General features: G+C 62.8%; 15 protein-coding genes and 1 pseudogene. 8 read left to right on the forward strand and 8 right to left on the reverse strand.

The features are described from left to right. Positions 1–16: 16 nt before the first annotated feature. From ACJA3S_RS11235 to ACJA3S_RS11255, 5 genes and pseudogenes are all read left to right on the forward strand, one after another. A complete protein-coding gene (locus ACJA3S_RS11235) occupies positions 17–259 on the forward strand; it encodes a hypothetical protein (protein ID WP_186674449.1) in 243 nt (80 codons plus the stop codon). Beyond that, positions 256–1,053: an exodeoxyribonuclease III gene (gene xth / locus ACJA3S_RS11240; RefSeq protein WP_406821888.1), complete on the forward strand. Its 798-nt coding sequence runs from the start codon at positions 256–258 to the stop codon at positions 1,051–1,053. The genes ACJA3S_RS11235 and xth overlap by 4 nt, the downstream gene beginning before the upstream one ends. Positions 1,054–1,360: 307 nt before the next feature. Beyond that, positions 1,361–5,493 (forward strand): annotated as a pseudogene (locus ACJA3S_RS11245) (CheR family methyltransferase). Between the two features lie 226 nt (positions 5,494–5,719). Then, entirely contained in the window at positions 5,720–6,139 is a 420-nt protein-coding gene (locus ACJA3S_RS11250; RefSeq protein ID WP_170029560.1) for a general stress protein, read from the forward strand. 60 nt (positions 6,140–6,199) lie between these two features. Further along, the gene (locus ACJA3S_RS11255; protein WP_289131267.1) at positions 6,200–7,078 is read left to right on the forward strand and encodes a manganese catalase family protein; all 879 of its coding nucleotides are present in this window, start codon (positions 6,200–6,202) and stop codon (positions 7,076–7,078) included. Positions 7,079–7,120: 42 nt separating this feature from the next. On the opposite strand, the gene ACJA3S_RS11260 is transcribed toward ACJA3S_RS11255, so the two are convergent. Then, entirely contained in the window at positions 7,121–7,630 is a 510-nt protein-coding gene (locus tag ACJA3S_RS11260; protein ID WP_170029562.1) for a ferritin-like domain-containing protein, read from the reverse strand. Positions 7,631–8,013: 383 nt separating this feature from the next. Between ACJA3S_RS11260 and ACJA3S_RS11265 the strand changes: the two genes are divergently transcribed. Next, positions 8,014–8,232, forward strand: a complete 219-nt coding sequence (locus ACJA3S_RS11265) for a hypothetical protein (RefSeq protein WP_406821889.1) — start codon at positions 8,014–8,016, stop codon at positions 8,230–8,232. A gap of 34 nt (positions 8,233–8,266) precedes the next feature. Here the strand turns inward: ACJA3S_RS11265 and ACJA3S_RS11270 are convergent, their stop codons facing one another. The 5 genes from ACJA3S_RS11270 to cyoA are packed head-to-tail and all read right to left on the reverse strand — an operon-like array spanning position 8,267 to position 13,208. Further along, positions 8,267–9,391: a mechanosensitive ion channel family protein gene (locus ACJA3S_RS11270; protein WP_406821890.1), complete on the reverse strand. Its 1,125-nt coding sequence runs from the start codon at positions 9,389–9,391 to the stop codon at positions 8,267–8,269. 45 nt (positions 9,392–9,436) lie between these two features. Continuing rightward, the gene (gene cyoD / locus ACJA3S_RS11275; RefSeq protein ID WP_170029565.1) at positions 9,437–9,775 is read right to left on the reverse strand and encodes a cytochrome o ubiquinol oxidase subunit IV; all 339 of its coding nucleotides are present in this window, start codon (positions 9,773–9,775) and stop codon (positions 9,437–9,439) included. After that, positions 9,775–10,386, reverse strand: a complete 612-nt coding sequence (gene cyoC, locus ACJA3S_RS11280; protein WP_170029566.1) for a cytochrome o ubiquinol oxidase subunit III — start codon at positions 10,384–10,386, stop codon at positions 9,775–9,777. Before cyoC ends, cyoD begins: the two co-directional genes overlap by 1 nt. Positions 10,387–10,389: 3 nt before the next feature. Further along, positions 10,390–12,363, reverse strand: coding sequence for a cytochrome o ubiquinol oxidase subunit I (cyoB, locus tag ACJA3S_RS11285; RefSeq protein WP_170029567.1), 1,974 nt, complete (start codon positions 12,361–12,363; stop codon positions 10,390–10,392). A 5-nt stretch (positions 12,364–12,368) separates the two neighbouring features. Beyond that, on the reverse strand, positions 12,369–13,208 hold the full coding sequence (gene cyoA, locus ACJA3S_RS11290) for a ubiquinol oxidase subunit II (protein WP_406822237.1): 840 nt from the start codon (positions 13,206–13,208) through the stop codon (positions 12,369–12,371). A 304-nt stretch (positions 13,209–13,512) separates the two neighbouring features. On the opposite strand from cyoA, the gene ACJA3S_RS11295 reads away from it, so the two are divergent. Continuing rightward, positions 13,513–13,809: a hypothetical protein gene (locus ACJA3S_RS11295; RefSeq protein ID WP_406821891.1), complete on the forward strand. Its 297-nt coding sequence runs from the start codon at positions 13,513–13,515 to the stop codon at positions 13,807–13,809. Positions 13,810–13,812: 3 nt separating this feature from the next. Here ACJA3S_RS11295 and ACJA3S_RS11300 read toward each other — a convergent pair whose 3' ends face one another. After that, positions 13,813–13,956 (reverse strand): hypothetical protein, encoded by a 144-nt coding sequence (locus ACJA3S_RS11300; RefSeq protein WP_406821892.1) that lies wholly within the window; start codon positions 13,954–13,956, stop codon positions 13,813–13,815. A gap of 146 nt (positions 13,957–14,102) precedes the next feature. On the opposite strand from ACJA3S_RS11300, the gene ACJA3S_RS11305 reads away from it, so the two are divergent. Continuing rightward, complete coding sequence (locus tag ACJA3S_RS11305) at positions 14,103–14,831, forward strand: DUF72 domain-containing protein (protein WP_406822238.1); 729 nt, start codon at positions 14,103–14,105, stop codon at positions 14,829–14,831. A gap of 11 nt (positions 14,832–14,842) precedes the next feature. Here the strand turns inward: ACJA3S_RS11305 and ACJA3S_RS11310 are convergent, their stop codons facing one another. Continuing rightward, the gene (locus ACJA3S_RS11310) at positions 14,843–15,088 is read right to left on the reverse strand and encodes a hypothetical protein (protein WP_406821893.1); all 246 of its coding nucleotides are present in this window, start codon (positions 15,086–15,088) and stop codon (positions 14,843–14,845) included. Between the last annotated feature and the right edge of the window lie 3 nt (positions 15,089–15,091).

The raw sequence follows: 15,091 nt of genomic DNA on the forward strand, positions 1-15,091 counted from the left end.
CAGTGAGGGCTTCTTGATGAGCATTGAACGCAGCATCCCCGAGCTTGCGGCCTGGTATGCCCAGTACGACGACATCAGTTACCGGCGCGAGTCACCGGACGCCTACCACCACGAGCTGGTGCGCACCGCTGAAGCCCTGCGCGACGACGGCGCCATTGACTGGGACGACTGGCTGGCCCTCAAGGCACTGGCCGACGATGCCCATGTGCATGCCCTGGAAGACGCCGTGCAGGCCCATGTCAGCGACCCTGACGCATGAAAGCGCTGAAGATCGCCACGTTCAACATCAATGGCATCCGCAGCCGCCTGCCGGCCTTGCTGGCCTGGCTGGAACGGGAGCAGCCGGACATCGCCTGCCTGCAGGAACTCAAGGCGGCGGATCAGCAATTTCCCCGCCAGGCACTCGAAGCGGCGGGTTACGGTTGCGTCTACCAGGGCCAGCCATCGTGGAACGGCGTGGCCATCCTGGCGCGGGGCAGCGAGCCGCTGGAGGTGCGTCGTGGCCTGCCAGGCATGGAGGACGATACGCAAAGCCGCTATCTGGAAGCGGCAGTGCATGGCGTGCTGGTGGCATGCCTGTACCTGCCGAACGGCAACCCGCAACCGGGGCCGAAATTCGACTACAAGCTGCGTTGGTTCGAATGCCTGATCCAGCACGCGCAGGGTTTGTACGGCAGCGGCCACCCGACGGTGATGGCGGGTGATTTCAATGTGGTACCCACCGACATGGATATCTACAACCCGCGCTCCTGGTTGAAGGATGCCTTGCTGCAACCCGAGTCGCGGGCGTGCTTCGCCCGGCTGCTTGGGCAGGGCTGGGTCGATGCGATCCGCCATCTCTACCCCGACGAACGTATCTATACATTCTGGGATTATTTCCGCAACCACTGGGCACGCAACGCCGGCCTTCGTATCGACCATTTGTTGCTCAACTCTGACCTGGCGCCCTACCTGAAGCGCGCGGGCGTCGATGCCTGGGTGCGTAACGAAGCCAAGGCCAGCGACCATGCGCCAACCTGGATCGAACTGGGCACGCGGCGCCGGCACCCATAGTCGCTCCAGCTTGCACGCCCATTTTAGTAGCGAGGGCGCGCGGACCCCGGCGCGGCCGCTGCCGTGGCTTCCTGGCCGGTGCACGAGGACTGCACAAGCGCCTGTTAACTTATACAAAGTTGAATTTCTGTAGACCTTAAGGCGCAACTAACCCCGCTGGATCTGCCCTGTATCGCAAATCTGCGAATCCGCCACCCATGACCGCCCGGCAGATCAATACTTGTTATCATTGACGCTTTACTCTCCTGCGCCAGTCTCACGAGAACACACTGTCTCGCCAGGGTTTCATCGAATACGAGTGCAAACAATGAAAAGGACGATCAAACCTTCTCCCAGCTCCAAGCCTGAGCGGGACGGGATTGTGCCAAGTCATCTCAATTTCCCGGTAGTAGGCATCGGTGCCTCTGCTGGCGGGCTTGCCGCCCTGAAAGTATTTTTTGAACACATGCCGGCAAACAGCGACATGGCGTTCGTCATCGTCCTGCACCTGTCGCCAGACCACGAAAGCGTGGCGGACAAGATCCTGCAGGCCTCCACTGCCATGCCGGTCATTCAGGTAACGGGCACTTCGCGCATCGAGCCGAATCATGTCTACGTGATATCGCCCGCCAGTCAATTGGCAATGAATGATGGCTACCTGAAAGTGGTGCCGTCGACCCGGCCATTGGGCAAGCATATTGCCATCGACCTGTTCTTCCGCGACCTGGCGGACGTGCACAAGGAATACAGTTTCTGCCTGGTGCTTTCCGGTACCGGCAGTGACGGCGCGGTGGGCCTGTCGCGGATCAAGGAGCAGGGCGGCATCACCATCGTGCAGAGCCCGGACGATGCCGAGTTCGACGGCATGCCGCTGGCGGCGATCGCCACCGGTATGGTCGATGCGGTGTTGCCGGTGGCAGAATTACCGCACAAGCTGCTGGAGTTGTGGCGTAACACGCAGACCATCAAGTTGCCCGCTCCGCATGACCTGAAGGTGTCTGCACAGACCGAGGAGCATGCACGCGAGGACGCGGAGCGGGTCATTCAGGACATCCTGCGCACCTTGCGTAACCGCACCGGGCACGATTTCAAGCATTACAAGCGTGCAACCGTGTTGCGCCGCATCGAGCGCAGGCTGCAAGTGACGACCCAGCCGGATCTGCCCAGCTACTTGCGTTACCTGGAAGAAACCCCGGATGAAGCCAAGAAGCTGCTTGGCGACATGCTGATCGGAGTTACCAACTTCTTCCGCGACCGCGAGGCCTTCGAAGCCCTCGAACGCCATGTGCTGGGTTCGCTGCTCAGCGCCAGGGACGAGGAAGACAACCGTGAAGAGGTGCGCATCTGGTCCGCTGGCTGCTCGACCGGCGAAGAGGCCTACAGCCTGGCGATCCTGAGCGCGGAACACCAGAAGCTCGAATCCCACCCGCTGAAGCTGCAGGTGTTTGCCACCGACATCGATGAGCGCGCGATTGCCGTTGGCCGCGCCGGGCTGTATTCGGAAGCCATCGTCACCGACGTGCCGCCGATGCGCCTGCGGCAGTATTTCGTCAAGGAAAACGAGCATTACCGGGTGCGCAAGGAAGTTCGTGAAAAGGTCTTGTTCGCCAAGCACAGCCTGCTGTCCGACCCGCCATTCTCGCAGATCGACCTGATTGTCTGCCGCAACCTGCTCATCTACCTGGACCGCGATATCCAGAAGGAGATGCTGCAGATGTTCCACTTTGCGCTGCGGCCTGGTGGCTATCTGTTCATGGGTTCGTCGGAATCCGCCGATGCCTGCCCTGAACTGTTCACCCCGGTAGACAAGCGTAACCGCATCTTCCGCGCCAAGGTCGGCGCCAGCGTGAACCGCCGCGCCCCGACCATGCCCAGGGGCGGCTTCACCCTGTCCAGCCTGGCGATGCCCGCGCCGCTGGTACAGGTGCAGCGCAAGTTTTCCTACGCCGACATCCATAACCGGGCCATGGCCCAGCAGATGCCGCCCAGCATGATTGTCGACAGCAATGGCGACATCCTGCACATGAACGAAGGGGCAGGGCGTTTCCTGCGCTACGTGACTGGCGAAGTCGCGCGCAACGTGATGGTGCTGATCATGCCCGAGTTGCGGCTCGAGTTGCGCACCACGCTGTTCCAGGCGCAGCAGAGCGGCAAGGCTACCCTGTCGCGCAAGGTACGCTTCAGTGAAGGCGATGCCGACTACTGGCTCGACATCGCCGTACGGCCCTACAAGGACGATGTAACCGCGCAGGAAGTCTGCACCATTGTCTTCAACGCGGCGCCGGTGAGTATCGGCGAGCAGATGCTGGAGTTCGACCAGCTGACCGAGAACAAGGTAATGGCCAGCCTCGAAAGCGAGCTGCAGCGCACCAAGTTGCACCTGCAGGAAACCATCGAGCAGTCGGAGGTTTCCAGCGAAGAGCTGAAGGCTTCGAACGAAGAGATGCAGGCAATCAACGAAGAGCTGCGTTCCGCCACCGAAGAGCTGGAAACCAGCAAGGAAGAATTGCAGTCGATCAACGAAGAGCTGCTGACGGTCAACTACGAACTCAAGAGCAAGGTCGAGGAAACCGACAAGATCAACGATTACCTGGCCAACCTGATCGCCTCCACCGATATCGCCACGGTGTTCGTCGACCGCAACATGCACATCCGCTGGTTCACCCCCCGGGCCAAGGATATTTTCAGCATGCTGCCGGTGGACACTGGCCGTTCGCTGCTGGACATCACGCACCGGCTTGACTACCCGCAACTGGCCGATGATGCCACTGCCGTCTACGAGTCGCTGACCATGATGGAGCGCGAGGTCAGCAGCAGCGACCAGCGCTGGTACATTGCCCGGCTGCTGCCTTACCGCTCCAGCGAAGACCATATCGACGGCACGGTGCTGACCTTCATCGACATCACCAAGCGCCGTGAAGCGGAAGAAGACCTGCGCCTGGGCCAGGAACGCATGCGCCTGGTGGCGGAAAGCACGCAGGATTTTGCCATCATCATCCTCGACGGCAACGGCCTTGTCTGCGACTGGAACCGGGGCGCCGAGTATATTTTCGGCTACAGCCCCGAGGAGATTGTCGGCAGCCACTTCAGCGTGCTGTTCACTGCCGAGGACCAGGCCGCCGACGTGCCCGAAGCAGAATTGCGCCGCGCGCAGGAGCATGGCCGGGCGGAGGACGAGCGTTGGCACGTGCGCCAGGACGGCAGCCGCTTCTATTGCAGTGGCGAAACAGCCCGGTTGCGCGGCGAGACCGCAGGCTTCGTCAAGATTGCCCGCGACCTCACCGGGCACAAGCGCCTGCAGGACGAGCAAAGCAAACAGCTGGCCGAGACGCAGAGCGACAGCATGCTCAAGGACGAGTTCTTTGCGGTGATGTCGCATGAACTGAAGCATCCGCTCAACCTGATTCAGCTCAACGCCGAAATTCTTCGTCGGCTACCGGCGGTACGCAACACCGTCCAGGCGAGCAAGGCCATCGCTACCATCAACGACGCGGTGACCAGCCAGGCGCGCATCATCGACGACCTGCTCGACACGGCCCGCCTGCGCACCGGCAAGTTGAAACTGAAGAAGCAGTTGCTGGACCTGGTCGGCCTGGTCAAGTCGATCCATGCCATCGCTGCGGAGGAGTACCCGTCGGCACGTATCACCCTCGAGCTGCCCCAGCCGGGCACCTCGCTGGTGGTCGATGGTGACCCGACGCGGATCGAGCAGGTGGTGTGGAACCTGCTCAACAATGCCCTGAAGTTCAGTGGCGAGAGAGCCCGCGTGCGGGTGATGCTGAGCCGCACGGAAAACTGCGCGCGTCTGGACGTGAGCGACAACGGGCCGGGGTTGTCGGCTGCCGACCTGTCCAGCACTTCGACCTGTTCAAACAGGCCAAACATGCCAGCCACCGCCGCGATGGCCTGGGTATCGGCCTGGCCTTGGTCAGGCAGTTGGTCGAAGCCCATGGCGGTACCGTGGTCGCCCGGTCGGCCGGGTTGGGGCATGGCTCGACCTTCAGCGTCGAGTTGCCGCTGTCGAACCAGGCTCAGCCCGAGTTACCACCAGCCGACCCCTCCGAGGATGGTGATGGCCGGTTGAAAGGGTTGCGAGTGCTGCTGGTGGACGATTCGCCGGAAGTGGTCGACGTGATGCGCATGCTGCTGGAAATGGAAGACGCACTGGTCAGCAGCTACCTCGACCCACGCCAGGCGCTGCAGGAAGCCGCCGAGAAACGTTTCGATGTGATCCTGACGGATATCGGCATGCCGGAAATGGACGGGCATGAGTTCGTCAGCGCCTTGCGCGAGAAAAAACAGCACCGTCTCACCCCGACGATCGCGCTGAGCGGTTATGGCACCAACCAGGCCAAGCGGGCAGACGAGGCAACGCTGTTCGATCGTCGGCTGACCAAGCCGGTGCAGTACGACGAGCTGGTCGAAGCCATCGAAGCGGTCTGCCGCATCGGCCAGGCTTGAAACCTTGGGCGGCCTTGTGCAACACAAGGCCGCTTGCCAGCAATTGGTGCCGCGGATGCAAAATCCCAGCAATACCGCGTCGGGGGTTTGTTAGCCCGAATATCTTGTGTCCAAGTGCTTAAAGCATTTCGTCAGCGATAGCGAAATCACTTTCATCCCGCAGCGTTTGCCTTCGGTCATTAGTGAACACAGACCAACCTGTGTTAACCACATGAGGTGAACGATCATGGCTAGCAACGACGACAAACGCAGCAACCAGGGCGGCAGCGCCAACACCAACCCCGGCAACTTCGCCAACGATCGCGAGAAGGCATCGGAGGCCGGCCACAAGGGTGGCCAGGCATCGGGTGGCAACTTCAAGAACGATCCTGAACGCGCCGCTGAAGCCGGGCACAAGGGCGGGCAGATGTCGGGCGGCAATTTCAAGAACGATCCTGAACGTGCTGCGGAGGCCGGCCATAAAGGCGGGCAGATGTCCGGTGGCAACTTCAAGAACGATCCTGAGCGCGCCTCCGAGGCAGGCCAGAAAGGTGGGCAGGCTTCCGGTGGCAACTTTGCCAACGACCGCGAGAAGGCCTCCGAGGCCGGCCGCAAAGGTGGCCAGCACAGCCATGGCGGCGGCCGCAACAGCGATGACAACCGCTGAGCACCGTTGAACCGACCGAGGCGGCCATGGCCGCCTCGGCACGCTGATGAGGATTTGCCAATGTTCATGCACAACAAGCGACTGCAGTATACGGTTCGCGTCGCGCAGCCCAACCCGGGGCTGGCGAACCTGCTGCTGGAACAGTTCGGCGGCCCGCAGGGCGAACTGGCCGCAGCGATGCGCTACTTCACCCAGGCGGTGACCGAGGATGACCCGGGGCGCAAGGACATGCTGTTCGACATTGCCACCGAAGAGCTGAGCCACCTGGAGATCATCGGCTCGATCGTGGTGATGCTGAACAAGGGCGCCAAGGGGCGCCTGGCCGAAGGGGTGGAAGCCGAAGGGGAGTTGTACCGGTCGTTGACCGGGGCTGGCAACGACTCGCATGTCACCAGCCTGTTGTATGGCGGTGGTGCGGCGCTGGTCAACTCCGGTGGCATACCCTGGACCGCAGCCTACATCGACACCATCGGCGAGCCGACGGCGGACCTGCGTTCCAATATTGCCGCAGAGGCCAGGGCGAAAATCGTCTATGAACGCTTGATCAACGTCACCGACGACCCGGGTATCAAGGATGCGTTGGGGTTCCTGATGAGCCGTGAAATCGCTCACCAGCTGTCGTTCGAAAAAGCCTTGCACTCGATCCAGCCGAACTTCCCGCAGGGCAAGCTGCCGGGCGACCCGGAAGTCAACCGCACCTATTTCAACATGTCCCATGGCGGTGAGATGCGTGGCTCATGGAACGAGGGCCAGGACTGGATCTATGTCGACCAGCCCGAGCCGGCGGTGGACGGCGGCGACGGCATGGCGACGGTACAGCTCGACGAACAGTCGGCGGCTGCGGCCGAAGCGATGAAGGCCAGAACTCTGTCCAACCCCGAGTTGCAGCCCCTGACCGGGGCAGAACTGGGCAAAGTCAACGGCGACGAGCCACTGTAGTGAAACCCCGCAACGGATCATGCGATCCGCTGCGGGCCCTTCCTAGCGTTTGGCTTCGGCATCCGGGTCAGCGGAGCGCGCCAGGAACGCCCGGGTGATCTCCGGCAGGTGCTCCTTCAGCCACTGCGCCATGGCTTCCTCTTCTTTCAGAATTGACCTGCACGCCTCGGCGGTGGCGCTGTCGCCCGCCGCCTCGGCCGCTTCGATCAGTACCGTATACGAGGCGATCTCCATGTTCTCGAACACGTAGCCAGACATCGCGCCCTTGACCACTTCATCACTCATGACCATGCCCCCGACAGCCTGGCCGAACGCCATGAGCTTGCCGGCCAGGTCCTTGAGGGTGGATGTGCTGCCACCCAGCCGCTCGATGCATTCCAGCAGCAGGCGTTGCTGGCCCTGGGTTTCTTCGATGTGCTGCACGATACGGCCCTTGAGCTGCGGGTAGTGCTCGAGGCGTTCGGCCTGGCCCTTGAGCATGCTTTCGGCCTGTTGCTCCATGGCATGGGCGTCGCGCAGCCAGTCCAGCAGGTTGTCTTGTACCGTTGCCATTTCAAGTACCTCTCCGTTCCAGTGATAGGTACTGTTGTGAGGCCCGTAAGGGCTGGAACGGTCGAACCACTCGACGGATGGCAGCAGGTGCTGTGGAGCTGAAGGCATGGGCAATCCAGGTGGCAGCGGGCATGGCCGGTGCCAGCCACCGCGTCGCCTGCATCGCGGATAAATCCGCTCCTACAGGTGTGAACCGCGCCGGCTTCGGGTTGACGCTGTACCGGTAGGAGCGGCTTCAGCCGCGATCACCGGCGCAGCCGGTGCCTTCATGCGCCGCAACGGATGTTCTGCAGCCAGCCGTCATCGCTGTTGAACGGAATCGTCCGCACCCGGATCAACCCAGTGCGTCGTCCGTTTCCATCCAGCCAAGTAGGAGCTTTTCGATGGCCAAGTACCTGTACCTGATCAGCTACATTCTCGACAACCAACCGGGCACCTGTGAGTTGCGCAGTGACGAAGAAGACCTGAGCAGGGAGGCTGCGCGTGACTACCTGCAGGGCCTGCACCGTAACGAGGCAACGTCGTTCACCGATGTGCAGGTGCAGCGCCTGGAACACGATCATCAGCCCGGCACCTCGCCGGGCCATTATCAGCAGCCCTGAACCTCACGCGGCATGAACGGGGCAGGACGCCCCTTCATGCTCCGCGGATACCCAGGCTCCCGCGGCCTTGCTCCTGGGTACGGGCTTCTTCTGGCAGGGCAGTGACCTTGATCGCGCGCACCGGTACGGCAAACTTGGCGCCGATGTTCGAGAAGCGCTCGAGCAGGCGGAAGTTGATGGCCTGCTGTATGTCCATGTACAGGTTGTAGCCCGGGTCCTCGACGATGTACACGCATTCGAACTCCAGCGCCTCCTTGCCGAAGCCACGCAGGTGGGCGCGGTCGAAGCGCACCTGGCCCTGCGCCTTGATGGCTTCTTCGACGATCGCCGGCGCCTTCTTCACCGCCTCGGTGGGCGTGTCGTACGACAGGCCGAACTCGAACACGATGCGCCGCTCCTGCAGGCGTTTGTAGTTCTGGATGGTGCTGCTGATCATGCTGGCGTTGGCCATCACGATCTGTTCGCCACCCAGGCTGCGGATGCGCGTGGTCTTCAGCCCGACGTGTTCCACCGTACCGGCCAGCGGGCCGATGACGATGAAGTCGCCCACTTCGAAGGGCTTGTCCACGGCGATCGACAACGAGGCGAACAGGTCGCCGAGGATATTCTGCACCGCCAGCGCGACGGCGATACCGCCCACGCCCAGGCTGGCGACGAAGGCGGTGATATTGACGCCGAGGTTGGACAACATCGCCAGCAGCACCACGGACCACAGCAATACCCTTGCGCCCCAGGCCGACAGGGTGGCCAGCGCGCTGCCCTGGTTCAAGCCACTGTTGCCATGGCGTGCGAAGTAGCGGCTCAGGCCCAGGCCAATGGCACGGTTGGCCCACAACCCGATCTGCAACGCCGCGACCACGAACCACAGGCTGCCGACCCGCGTCAGCCAACGCTCGGGCAGGTCGAGCATGCTCAAGCCCACCAGCAGCGAGGCGAGCAACAAGAGGAAATTGCTGGTGCCCGCAAGCACCTTGGCCAGCACCTGGCTGAGTACGCCGTCGTGTTCGGACCAGCGCCGGACCCGGCGCAGCACGAAGCTGATGGCCGCCCGCGCGACCAGGAAGGTGAGGATGGCAACGGCCAATGCCAGCAACAGGTTGAGGATGGAAATGCCGAACAGCGTGGTCTCGGCGAACAATGCGATGATGCGGTCACTCATGAGGGCTTGCCTCCTTCCGTCAGGGTCGGGTGACAGGGGCCGGGCCTACAGACCCAGCATGTTGGCGTGCACGTAGTACATGATCCACAACGACAGCCCCACCAGCAGCACGATGATCACCACCGTGAACACCAGCGCCACCAGGCTCCAGCGCTGTTCCCGTGCGGTGGTCAGGTGCAGGAAGAACAGCATGTGCACGAGGATCTGCACCACCGCGCAGACCAGCACCAGCAGGAACGTCAGGTGGCGTGGCAGGCTCGGGTACATGGCCAGCCCGAAGGGCACGAGGGTAAGGATGGCGGCCAGCAGGAAACCCACGTTGTAGGATTGGTGGCTGCTCTGGCTGGCACCGGCACTGCTGTGGACCTGGCTTTCACTGGACATCAGATCACCCCGAACAGGTAGACGACGGTAAACACGCACACCCACACGATGTCGAGGAAGTGCCAGAACAGGCTCAGGCAGCTCAGGCGTGTGGAATTGACGCAGCACAGGCCGCGTTGCTGCACCTGGATCATCAGCAAGGCCATCCACACCAGGCCGACCAGCACATGCAGGCCATGGGTGCCGACCAGGGTGAAGAAGCCGGTGAGGAACGCGCTACGCTGCGGGCCGGCACCTTCGGCGATCAGGTGGTGGAATTCGTTGAGTTCCATGGCGATGAAGCCCAGGCCGAGCAGGAAGGTCACCCCCAGCCACTGCAGCACCCGGCGTTTGTCCTTGCGGTGATTGGCCAACATGGCGTAGCCGTAGCTGATGCTGCTGAACAGCAGCAGGAAGGTTTCGACCAGTACATACGGCAGCTCGAAGATGTCCGCCGCGCTCGGCCCGCCGGCCACCGCCTGGCCCAGCACGGCATAGGTGGCGAACAGGGTGGCGAACAGGATGCAGTCGGTCATCAGGTAGATCCAGAAGCCGAACAGGCTCAGGGAACCGGCATCCTCGTAGCCTTGCTCTTGCTGGTGGGCAGTTTCGTTCAGCACGATATGGGACATGGTTCAGGCCTCCGCCAGCAGTTGTCGCCGTTCGGTTTCCACGCGCTCGACTTCCTCGGCCGACACGTAGTATTCGGTGTGCTGGTCATAGCTGCGCACCACCAGCGTCGCCACCGTGGCCAGCAAGCTGGCGATCACCAGCCACCAGATGTGCCAGACCAGGGCAAAGCCCATCACTGTCGAGAGTGCCCCAAGCACCACGCCGAGGCTGGTGTTGCAAGGCATGTGGATCTTGCGGAAGTCCGCTTCCACCAGGGTTTTCACACCTTTCTCCTTCATCCCCCAATAGGCATCGATGCCATGTACCACGGGCTGCTCGGCGAAGTTGTAGAACGGCGGCGGCGAGGCGGTGGCCCATTCCAGGGTCCGGCCGTCCCACGGGTCGCCGGTATGGTCGCGGTTTTCGTGGCGCTTGCGGATGCTCACCACCAGTTGCATGACCTGGCAGGCCACGCCGCACAGGATGATCAGCACGCCGAGCATCTCCAGCAGCAGCAACGGCCGCCACTCCGGCACGTCGAAGTGGTTCAGGCGCCGGGTCATGCCCATGAAGCCAAGGAAGTAGGACGGCATGAAGGCGCAGTAGAAGCCGACCAGCCAGCACCAGAACGCCGCGCGGCCCAGCGGGTCGTAGAGCTTGAAGCCGAAGGCCTTGGGGAACCAGTAGGTGAGGCCGCACAGGTAGCCGAACACCGCGCCGCCAATGATCACGTTATGGAAGTGCGCGATCAGGAACAGGCTGTTGTGCAGCAGGAAGTCCGCACCTGGTACCGCCAGCAGTACCCCGGTCATGCCACCGATGCTGAAGGTGACGATGAAGCCCACGGTCCACAGCATCGGTGTCTCGAAGCGCACCCGCCCACGGTACATGGTGAACAGCCAGGTGAAGATCTTCACCCCGGTCGGCACGGCAATGATCATGGTCATGATGCCGAAGAACGCGTTGACGTTGGGCCCGGCGCCCATGGTGAAGAAATGGTGCACCCAGACGATGAACGACAGCACGGTGATGACGATGGTCGCCCATACCAGCGAGTAGTAGCCGAACAGGCGCTTGCGCGAGAAGGTCGATGCCACTTCGGAGAAGATGCCGAAGGCCGGCAGAATCAGGATGTACACCTCGGGGTGGCCCCAGGCCCAGATGAGGTTGATGTACATCATCGGGTTGCCGCCCAGCTCGTTGGTGAAGAAGTGCATCCCCAGGTAGCGGTCCAGGCTGAGCATGAACAGCGTCGCGGTGAGGATGGGGAAGGCCGCCAGGATCAGGATCGAGGTGCACAGCACGGTCCAGGTGAACACCGGCATGCGGAACAGGGTCATGCCGGTGGTGCGCATCTTGAGGATGGTGACGAAGAAGTTCAGGCCCGTGAGCAAGGTGCCGATGCCGGATATCTGTAGCGACCAGATGTAGTAGTCCACGCCGACGCCTGGGCTGTAGCCGATGCCGGACAATGGCGGGTAGGCGACCCAGCCGGTGCGGGCGAACTCGCCGACACCGAGGGAAATGTTGACCAGCAGGGCACCGGCAACGAACAGCCAGAAGCTGACCGCGTTGAGGAACGGATAGGCCACGTCGCGCGCACCGATCTGCAACGGCACCACGATGTTCATCAGGCCGACCACGAACGGCATGGCCATGAAGAAGATCATGATCACCCCGTGGGCGGTGAAGATCTGGTCGTAGTGCTCCGGTGGCAGGTAGCCCGGCGAACCGTCGGCGGCCATGGCCTGCTGGGTGCGCATCATCAGCGCGTCGGCGAAACCGCGCAGCAGCATCACCAGGGCGACCACGATGTACATCACGCCGATGCGCTTGTGGTCCACCGAGGTGAACCATTCCCGCCACAGGTACGTCCACTTGCGCTTGTAGCTGATTGCCCCCACGCCGCCGATACCGATCAGCCCGACCACCGCCAGGGTGTACATGATGATGGGCTCGCCGAGAGGGATGGCATCCCAGGTCAGTTTTCCGAACATGTGCGTTACTCCTTGCCGGGTTGTGGCGCATCACCTTGGGGGTCGCTCAGGCGTCGCTCGACCTCGCGCGAGCGCTTGACGCCCTGGTACTTGTCGATCAGTGACTGGAACAATTGCGTGTCGACCGCGGCGTAGTGCTCCACCGGGTGGGCGACACTGGGTTTGGCCAGCTGCGTGTAGCTGGCCTGGTCGAGGCGGCGCTGCGAACCACGCACCTTTGCCACCCAGGCGTCGAAGCCGGCCGGGTCGAGGGCAAGGGCCTTGAAGTGCATGTCGGAAAAACCGGGGCCGTTGTAGTTGGCGGCGATGCCGGTATAGCTGCCGGCATGGTTGGCGATCAGGTGCAGCTGCGTCTGCATGCCGGCCATGGCGTAGATCTGCCCGCCCAGGGCGGGGATGAAGAACGAGGTGATGGCGCCATCCGAGGTCACCCGGAAGTCCACCGGTGTATCCACCGGCATGGCCAGTTCGTTGACCGAGGCAATGCCCAGCTCGGGGTAGACGAACAGCCACTTCCAGTCGGTGGCGATCACCTGCACCTTGATCGGGCGGGCCTCGGACTGCAGCGGGCGGTAGGGGTCCAGCGCGTGGGTGGAGCGCCAGGTGACGATACCGAGGACGATGATGATGAGCAGCGGCACACCCCAGACCACCAGCTCGATAGCGCGCGAGTGGCTCCACTCCGGTGTATACCGCGCTTTGACGTTGGAGGCCCGGTAATGCACCGAGAACACCAGTGCCATGACCATCACCGGGAGGACCACGATCAGCATCAGCAGCGTGGCGAGGATGATCAGGTTGCGCTGCTCCAGGCCGACCTGGCCCTTGGGGTTGAACAGCACCATGTCGCAACCCGACAGCTGCAGTGCGATGCCCCCGAGCACCAGCAGGCCGAGCAGCCTGGCGGCTTCCGTATATGCCTTTGCCATGTGTATGTCCCGTATTGTGTTACCGAATGTTCAGGCTTGTTGAGTTAGAAGAAGGGCAGGCGGGGGAAGGTTGTATGGAATCTGCGCAGAGGCGACGAGCGGTGGTTGGCCAGGTGCGACGTTGGCCGGCCTGGCCGGCTGTCTGAAGGTTCAGATTGTTTTTGCACTGGGCAGCGCAACCCGACGATCTATCGAAGACACCACCAACGAGGGCTGCCCCATGAAGAAGAGAGGCGAGACGTACCGCAACTGGTGCGATCCGATCCTGCACCATCAGGTCCACGAGGAAACCCTCGACGACGGCACCCGCCTGGAGGTACAGACGCGCCTGTCACGTACCGGGGCAACCCAGCTGTTCATCGGCGTGTATCTGGCCGATGGCACGGCGCTATACGAACGCGCCTATGCCCGGCGCCCCGGCGAAACCATGAGCCGGGCGCTGGTGTGGGGAGTAGGGCGCGCCCGGCGGGTAGCGGCCGAGCGCCGGGCGTTCAGCGCCGAGTCGCTCGGCGGTTGAGGCTCAACCGTCGGACTGTTCCTCGGGTGGCACCTGGCCCTCCGGCCAGTCGGGCGCGTCTTGGTCCGGCTCCGGCTTGGGTACAGGTTCGCCGGGGTTGTGCGGCACCTCGTCGACATACGGATCGGGGTGGTTGGGGTCGATCATGGCGTGGCTCCTTGCAGGTTGGTTACCTGGCTTAGGTCGCCCTGGGGCGCAAGCTGTTCAACTGGATGTCGCCAAGGGAACGTCGTGCCCGCTGGAGTGTTCCATTGAAGGACCCCGTCACGGGGGAAGATCAGGGAGGCGACGTGATGATTCATCTGGGTTGCGCAGGTTGGAGCCTGCCTCGCCAGTACGCTGATGAGTTTCCAGCCCCTGGCAGCCACTTGCAGCGCTACGCCACGGGCTTGAACGCAGTCGAGATCAACAGTTCGTTCTACCGGCCGCATCGGCCTGATACCTATGCCCGCTGGGCTGCGTCCGTTTCGGCGGAGTTTCGCTTTGCCGTGAAGCTGCCGAAGCGCATCACCCCCGAGCAGCGCCTGCATGGGGCCATGCCAGCGTTGGAAGCGTTCCTCGCCCAGTGCGGCCAGCTGGGCGAGCAGCTCGGCTGCCTGCTGGTGCAATTGCCCCCTTCGCTGGACTACACCCGCGAAACCGCCTGGCAATTCTTTGCCGACTTGCGCGCCCGCTATGCCGGGCCAGTAGCGCTGGAACCCAGGCACGCCAGCTGGCAAGGCGCACAGTCGATGCTGGTCGATCTGCACATCGCCCAGGTGGCCGCCAGCCCTGCACGTTTCGCCAGCGACGCCCAGCCAGCCGGCTGGCCGGGCCTGGTCTACTGGCGCCTGCATGGCGAACCGCGCATCTATCACAGCGCCTACGCCGACGATTATCTGCAACGCCTGGCCGAGCAGCTACAACGCAGCCGCGCCGCTGGCGTGCCGAGCTGGTGCATCTTCGACAATACTGCCTCCGGCGCTGCACTGGGGGATGCCCTGAGGCTGCAGCGTTATCTGCGCGGAGCGAGGCAAAGCTGATCGCCAGGCGCTCAGCCCGCTTCCATTGCGGTGTTCTTTTTCCAGCCCCGCAGGTTCATCGCGCACAGGCAAACCTGCAGCATGATCAGGGCCCAGGCCTGGGCCTGCCAACCCCAGATCGCCCACAGCAGGTTGCTGGCAATGAAACAGCAAAAACCCAGCTTGCGCCGGCCAGGGCGGCGCGAGCCAATGCACCAGGCGGCCAGTACCGTCAGGGCCATGGCGGGCCATTGCAACCAGTCGATCCAATCTTCCATCAC

It is taken from the genome of Pseudomonas sp. KnCO4, from assembly GCF_045344305.1.
GTDB lineage: Bacteria > Pseudomonadota > Gammaproteobacteria > Pseudomonadales > Pseudomonadaceae > Aquipseudomonas > Aquipseudomonas anuradhapurensis.

Coding starts and splice junctions, on each gene's coding strand:
- cyoC (WP_170029566.1), bottom strand. CDS start 10,386: ATGTCCCATATCGTGCTGAACGAAACTGCCCACCAGCAAGAGCAAGGC.
- cyoB (WP_170029567.1), bottom strand. CDS start 12,363: ATGTTCGGAAAACTGACCTGGGATGCCATCCCTCTCGGCGAGCCCATC.
- ACJA3S_RS11305 (WP_406822238.1), top strand. CDS start 14,103: ATGATTCATCTGGGTTGCGCAGGTTGGAGCCTGCCTCGCCAGTACGCT.
- xth (WP_406821888.1), top strand. CDS start 256: ATGAAAGCGCTGAAGATCGCCACGTTCAACATCAATGGCATCCGCAGC.
- ACJA3S_RS11300 (WP_406821892.1), bottom strand. CDS start 13,956: ATGATCGACCCCAACCACCCCGATCCGTATGTCGACGAGGTGCCGCAC.
- ACJA3S_RS11270 (WP_406821890.1), bottom strand. CDS start 9,391: ATGAGTGACCGCATCATCGCATTGTTCGCCGAGACCACGCTGTTCGGC.
- ACJA3S_RS11265 (WP_406821889.1), top strand. CDS start 8,014: ATGGCCAAGTACCTGTACCTGATCAGCTACATTCTCGACAACCAACCG.
- ACJA3S_RS11250 (WP_170029560.1), top strand. CDS start 5,720: ATGGCTAGCAACGACGACAAACGCAGCAACCAGGGCGGCAGCGCCAAC.
- cyoD (WP_170029565.1), bottom strand. CDS start 9,775: ATGTCCAGTGAAAGCCAGGTCCACAGCAGTGCCGGTGCCAGCCAGAGC.
- cyoA (WP_406822237.1), bottom strand. CDS start 13,208: ATGGTGCTGTTCAACCCCAAGGGCCAGGTCGGCCTGGAGCAGCGCAAC.
- ACJA3S_RS11255 (WP_289131267.1), top strand. CDS start 6,200: ATGTTCATGCACAACAAGCGACTGCAGTATACGGTTCGCGTCGCGCAG.
- ACJA3S_RS11295 (WP_406821891.1), top strand. CDS start 13,513: ATGAAGAAGAGAGGCGAGACGTACCGCAACTGGTGCGATCCGATCCTG.
- ACJA3S_RS11310 (WP_406821893.1), bottom strand. CDS start 15,088: ATGGAAGATTGGATCGACTGGTTGCAATGGCCCGCCATGGCCCTGACG.
- ACJA3S_RS11235 (WP_186674449.1), top strand. CDS start 17: ATGAGCATTGAACGCAGCATCCCCGAGCTTGCGGCCTGGTATGCCCAG.
- ACJA3S_RS11260 (WP_170029562.1), bottom strand. CDS start 7,630: ATGGCAACGGTACAAGACAACCTGCTGGACTGGCTGCGCGACGCCCAT.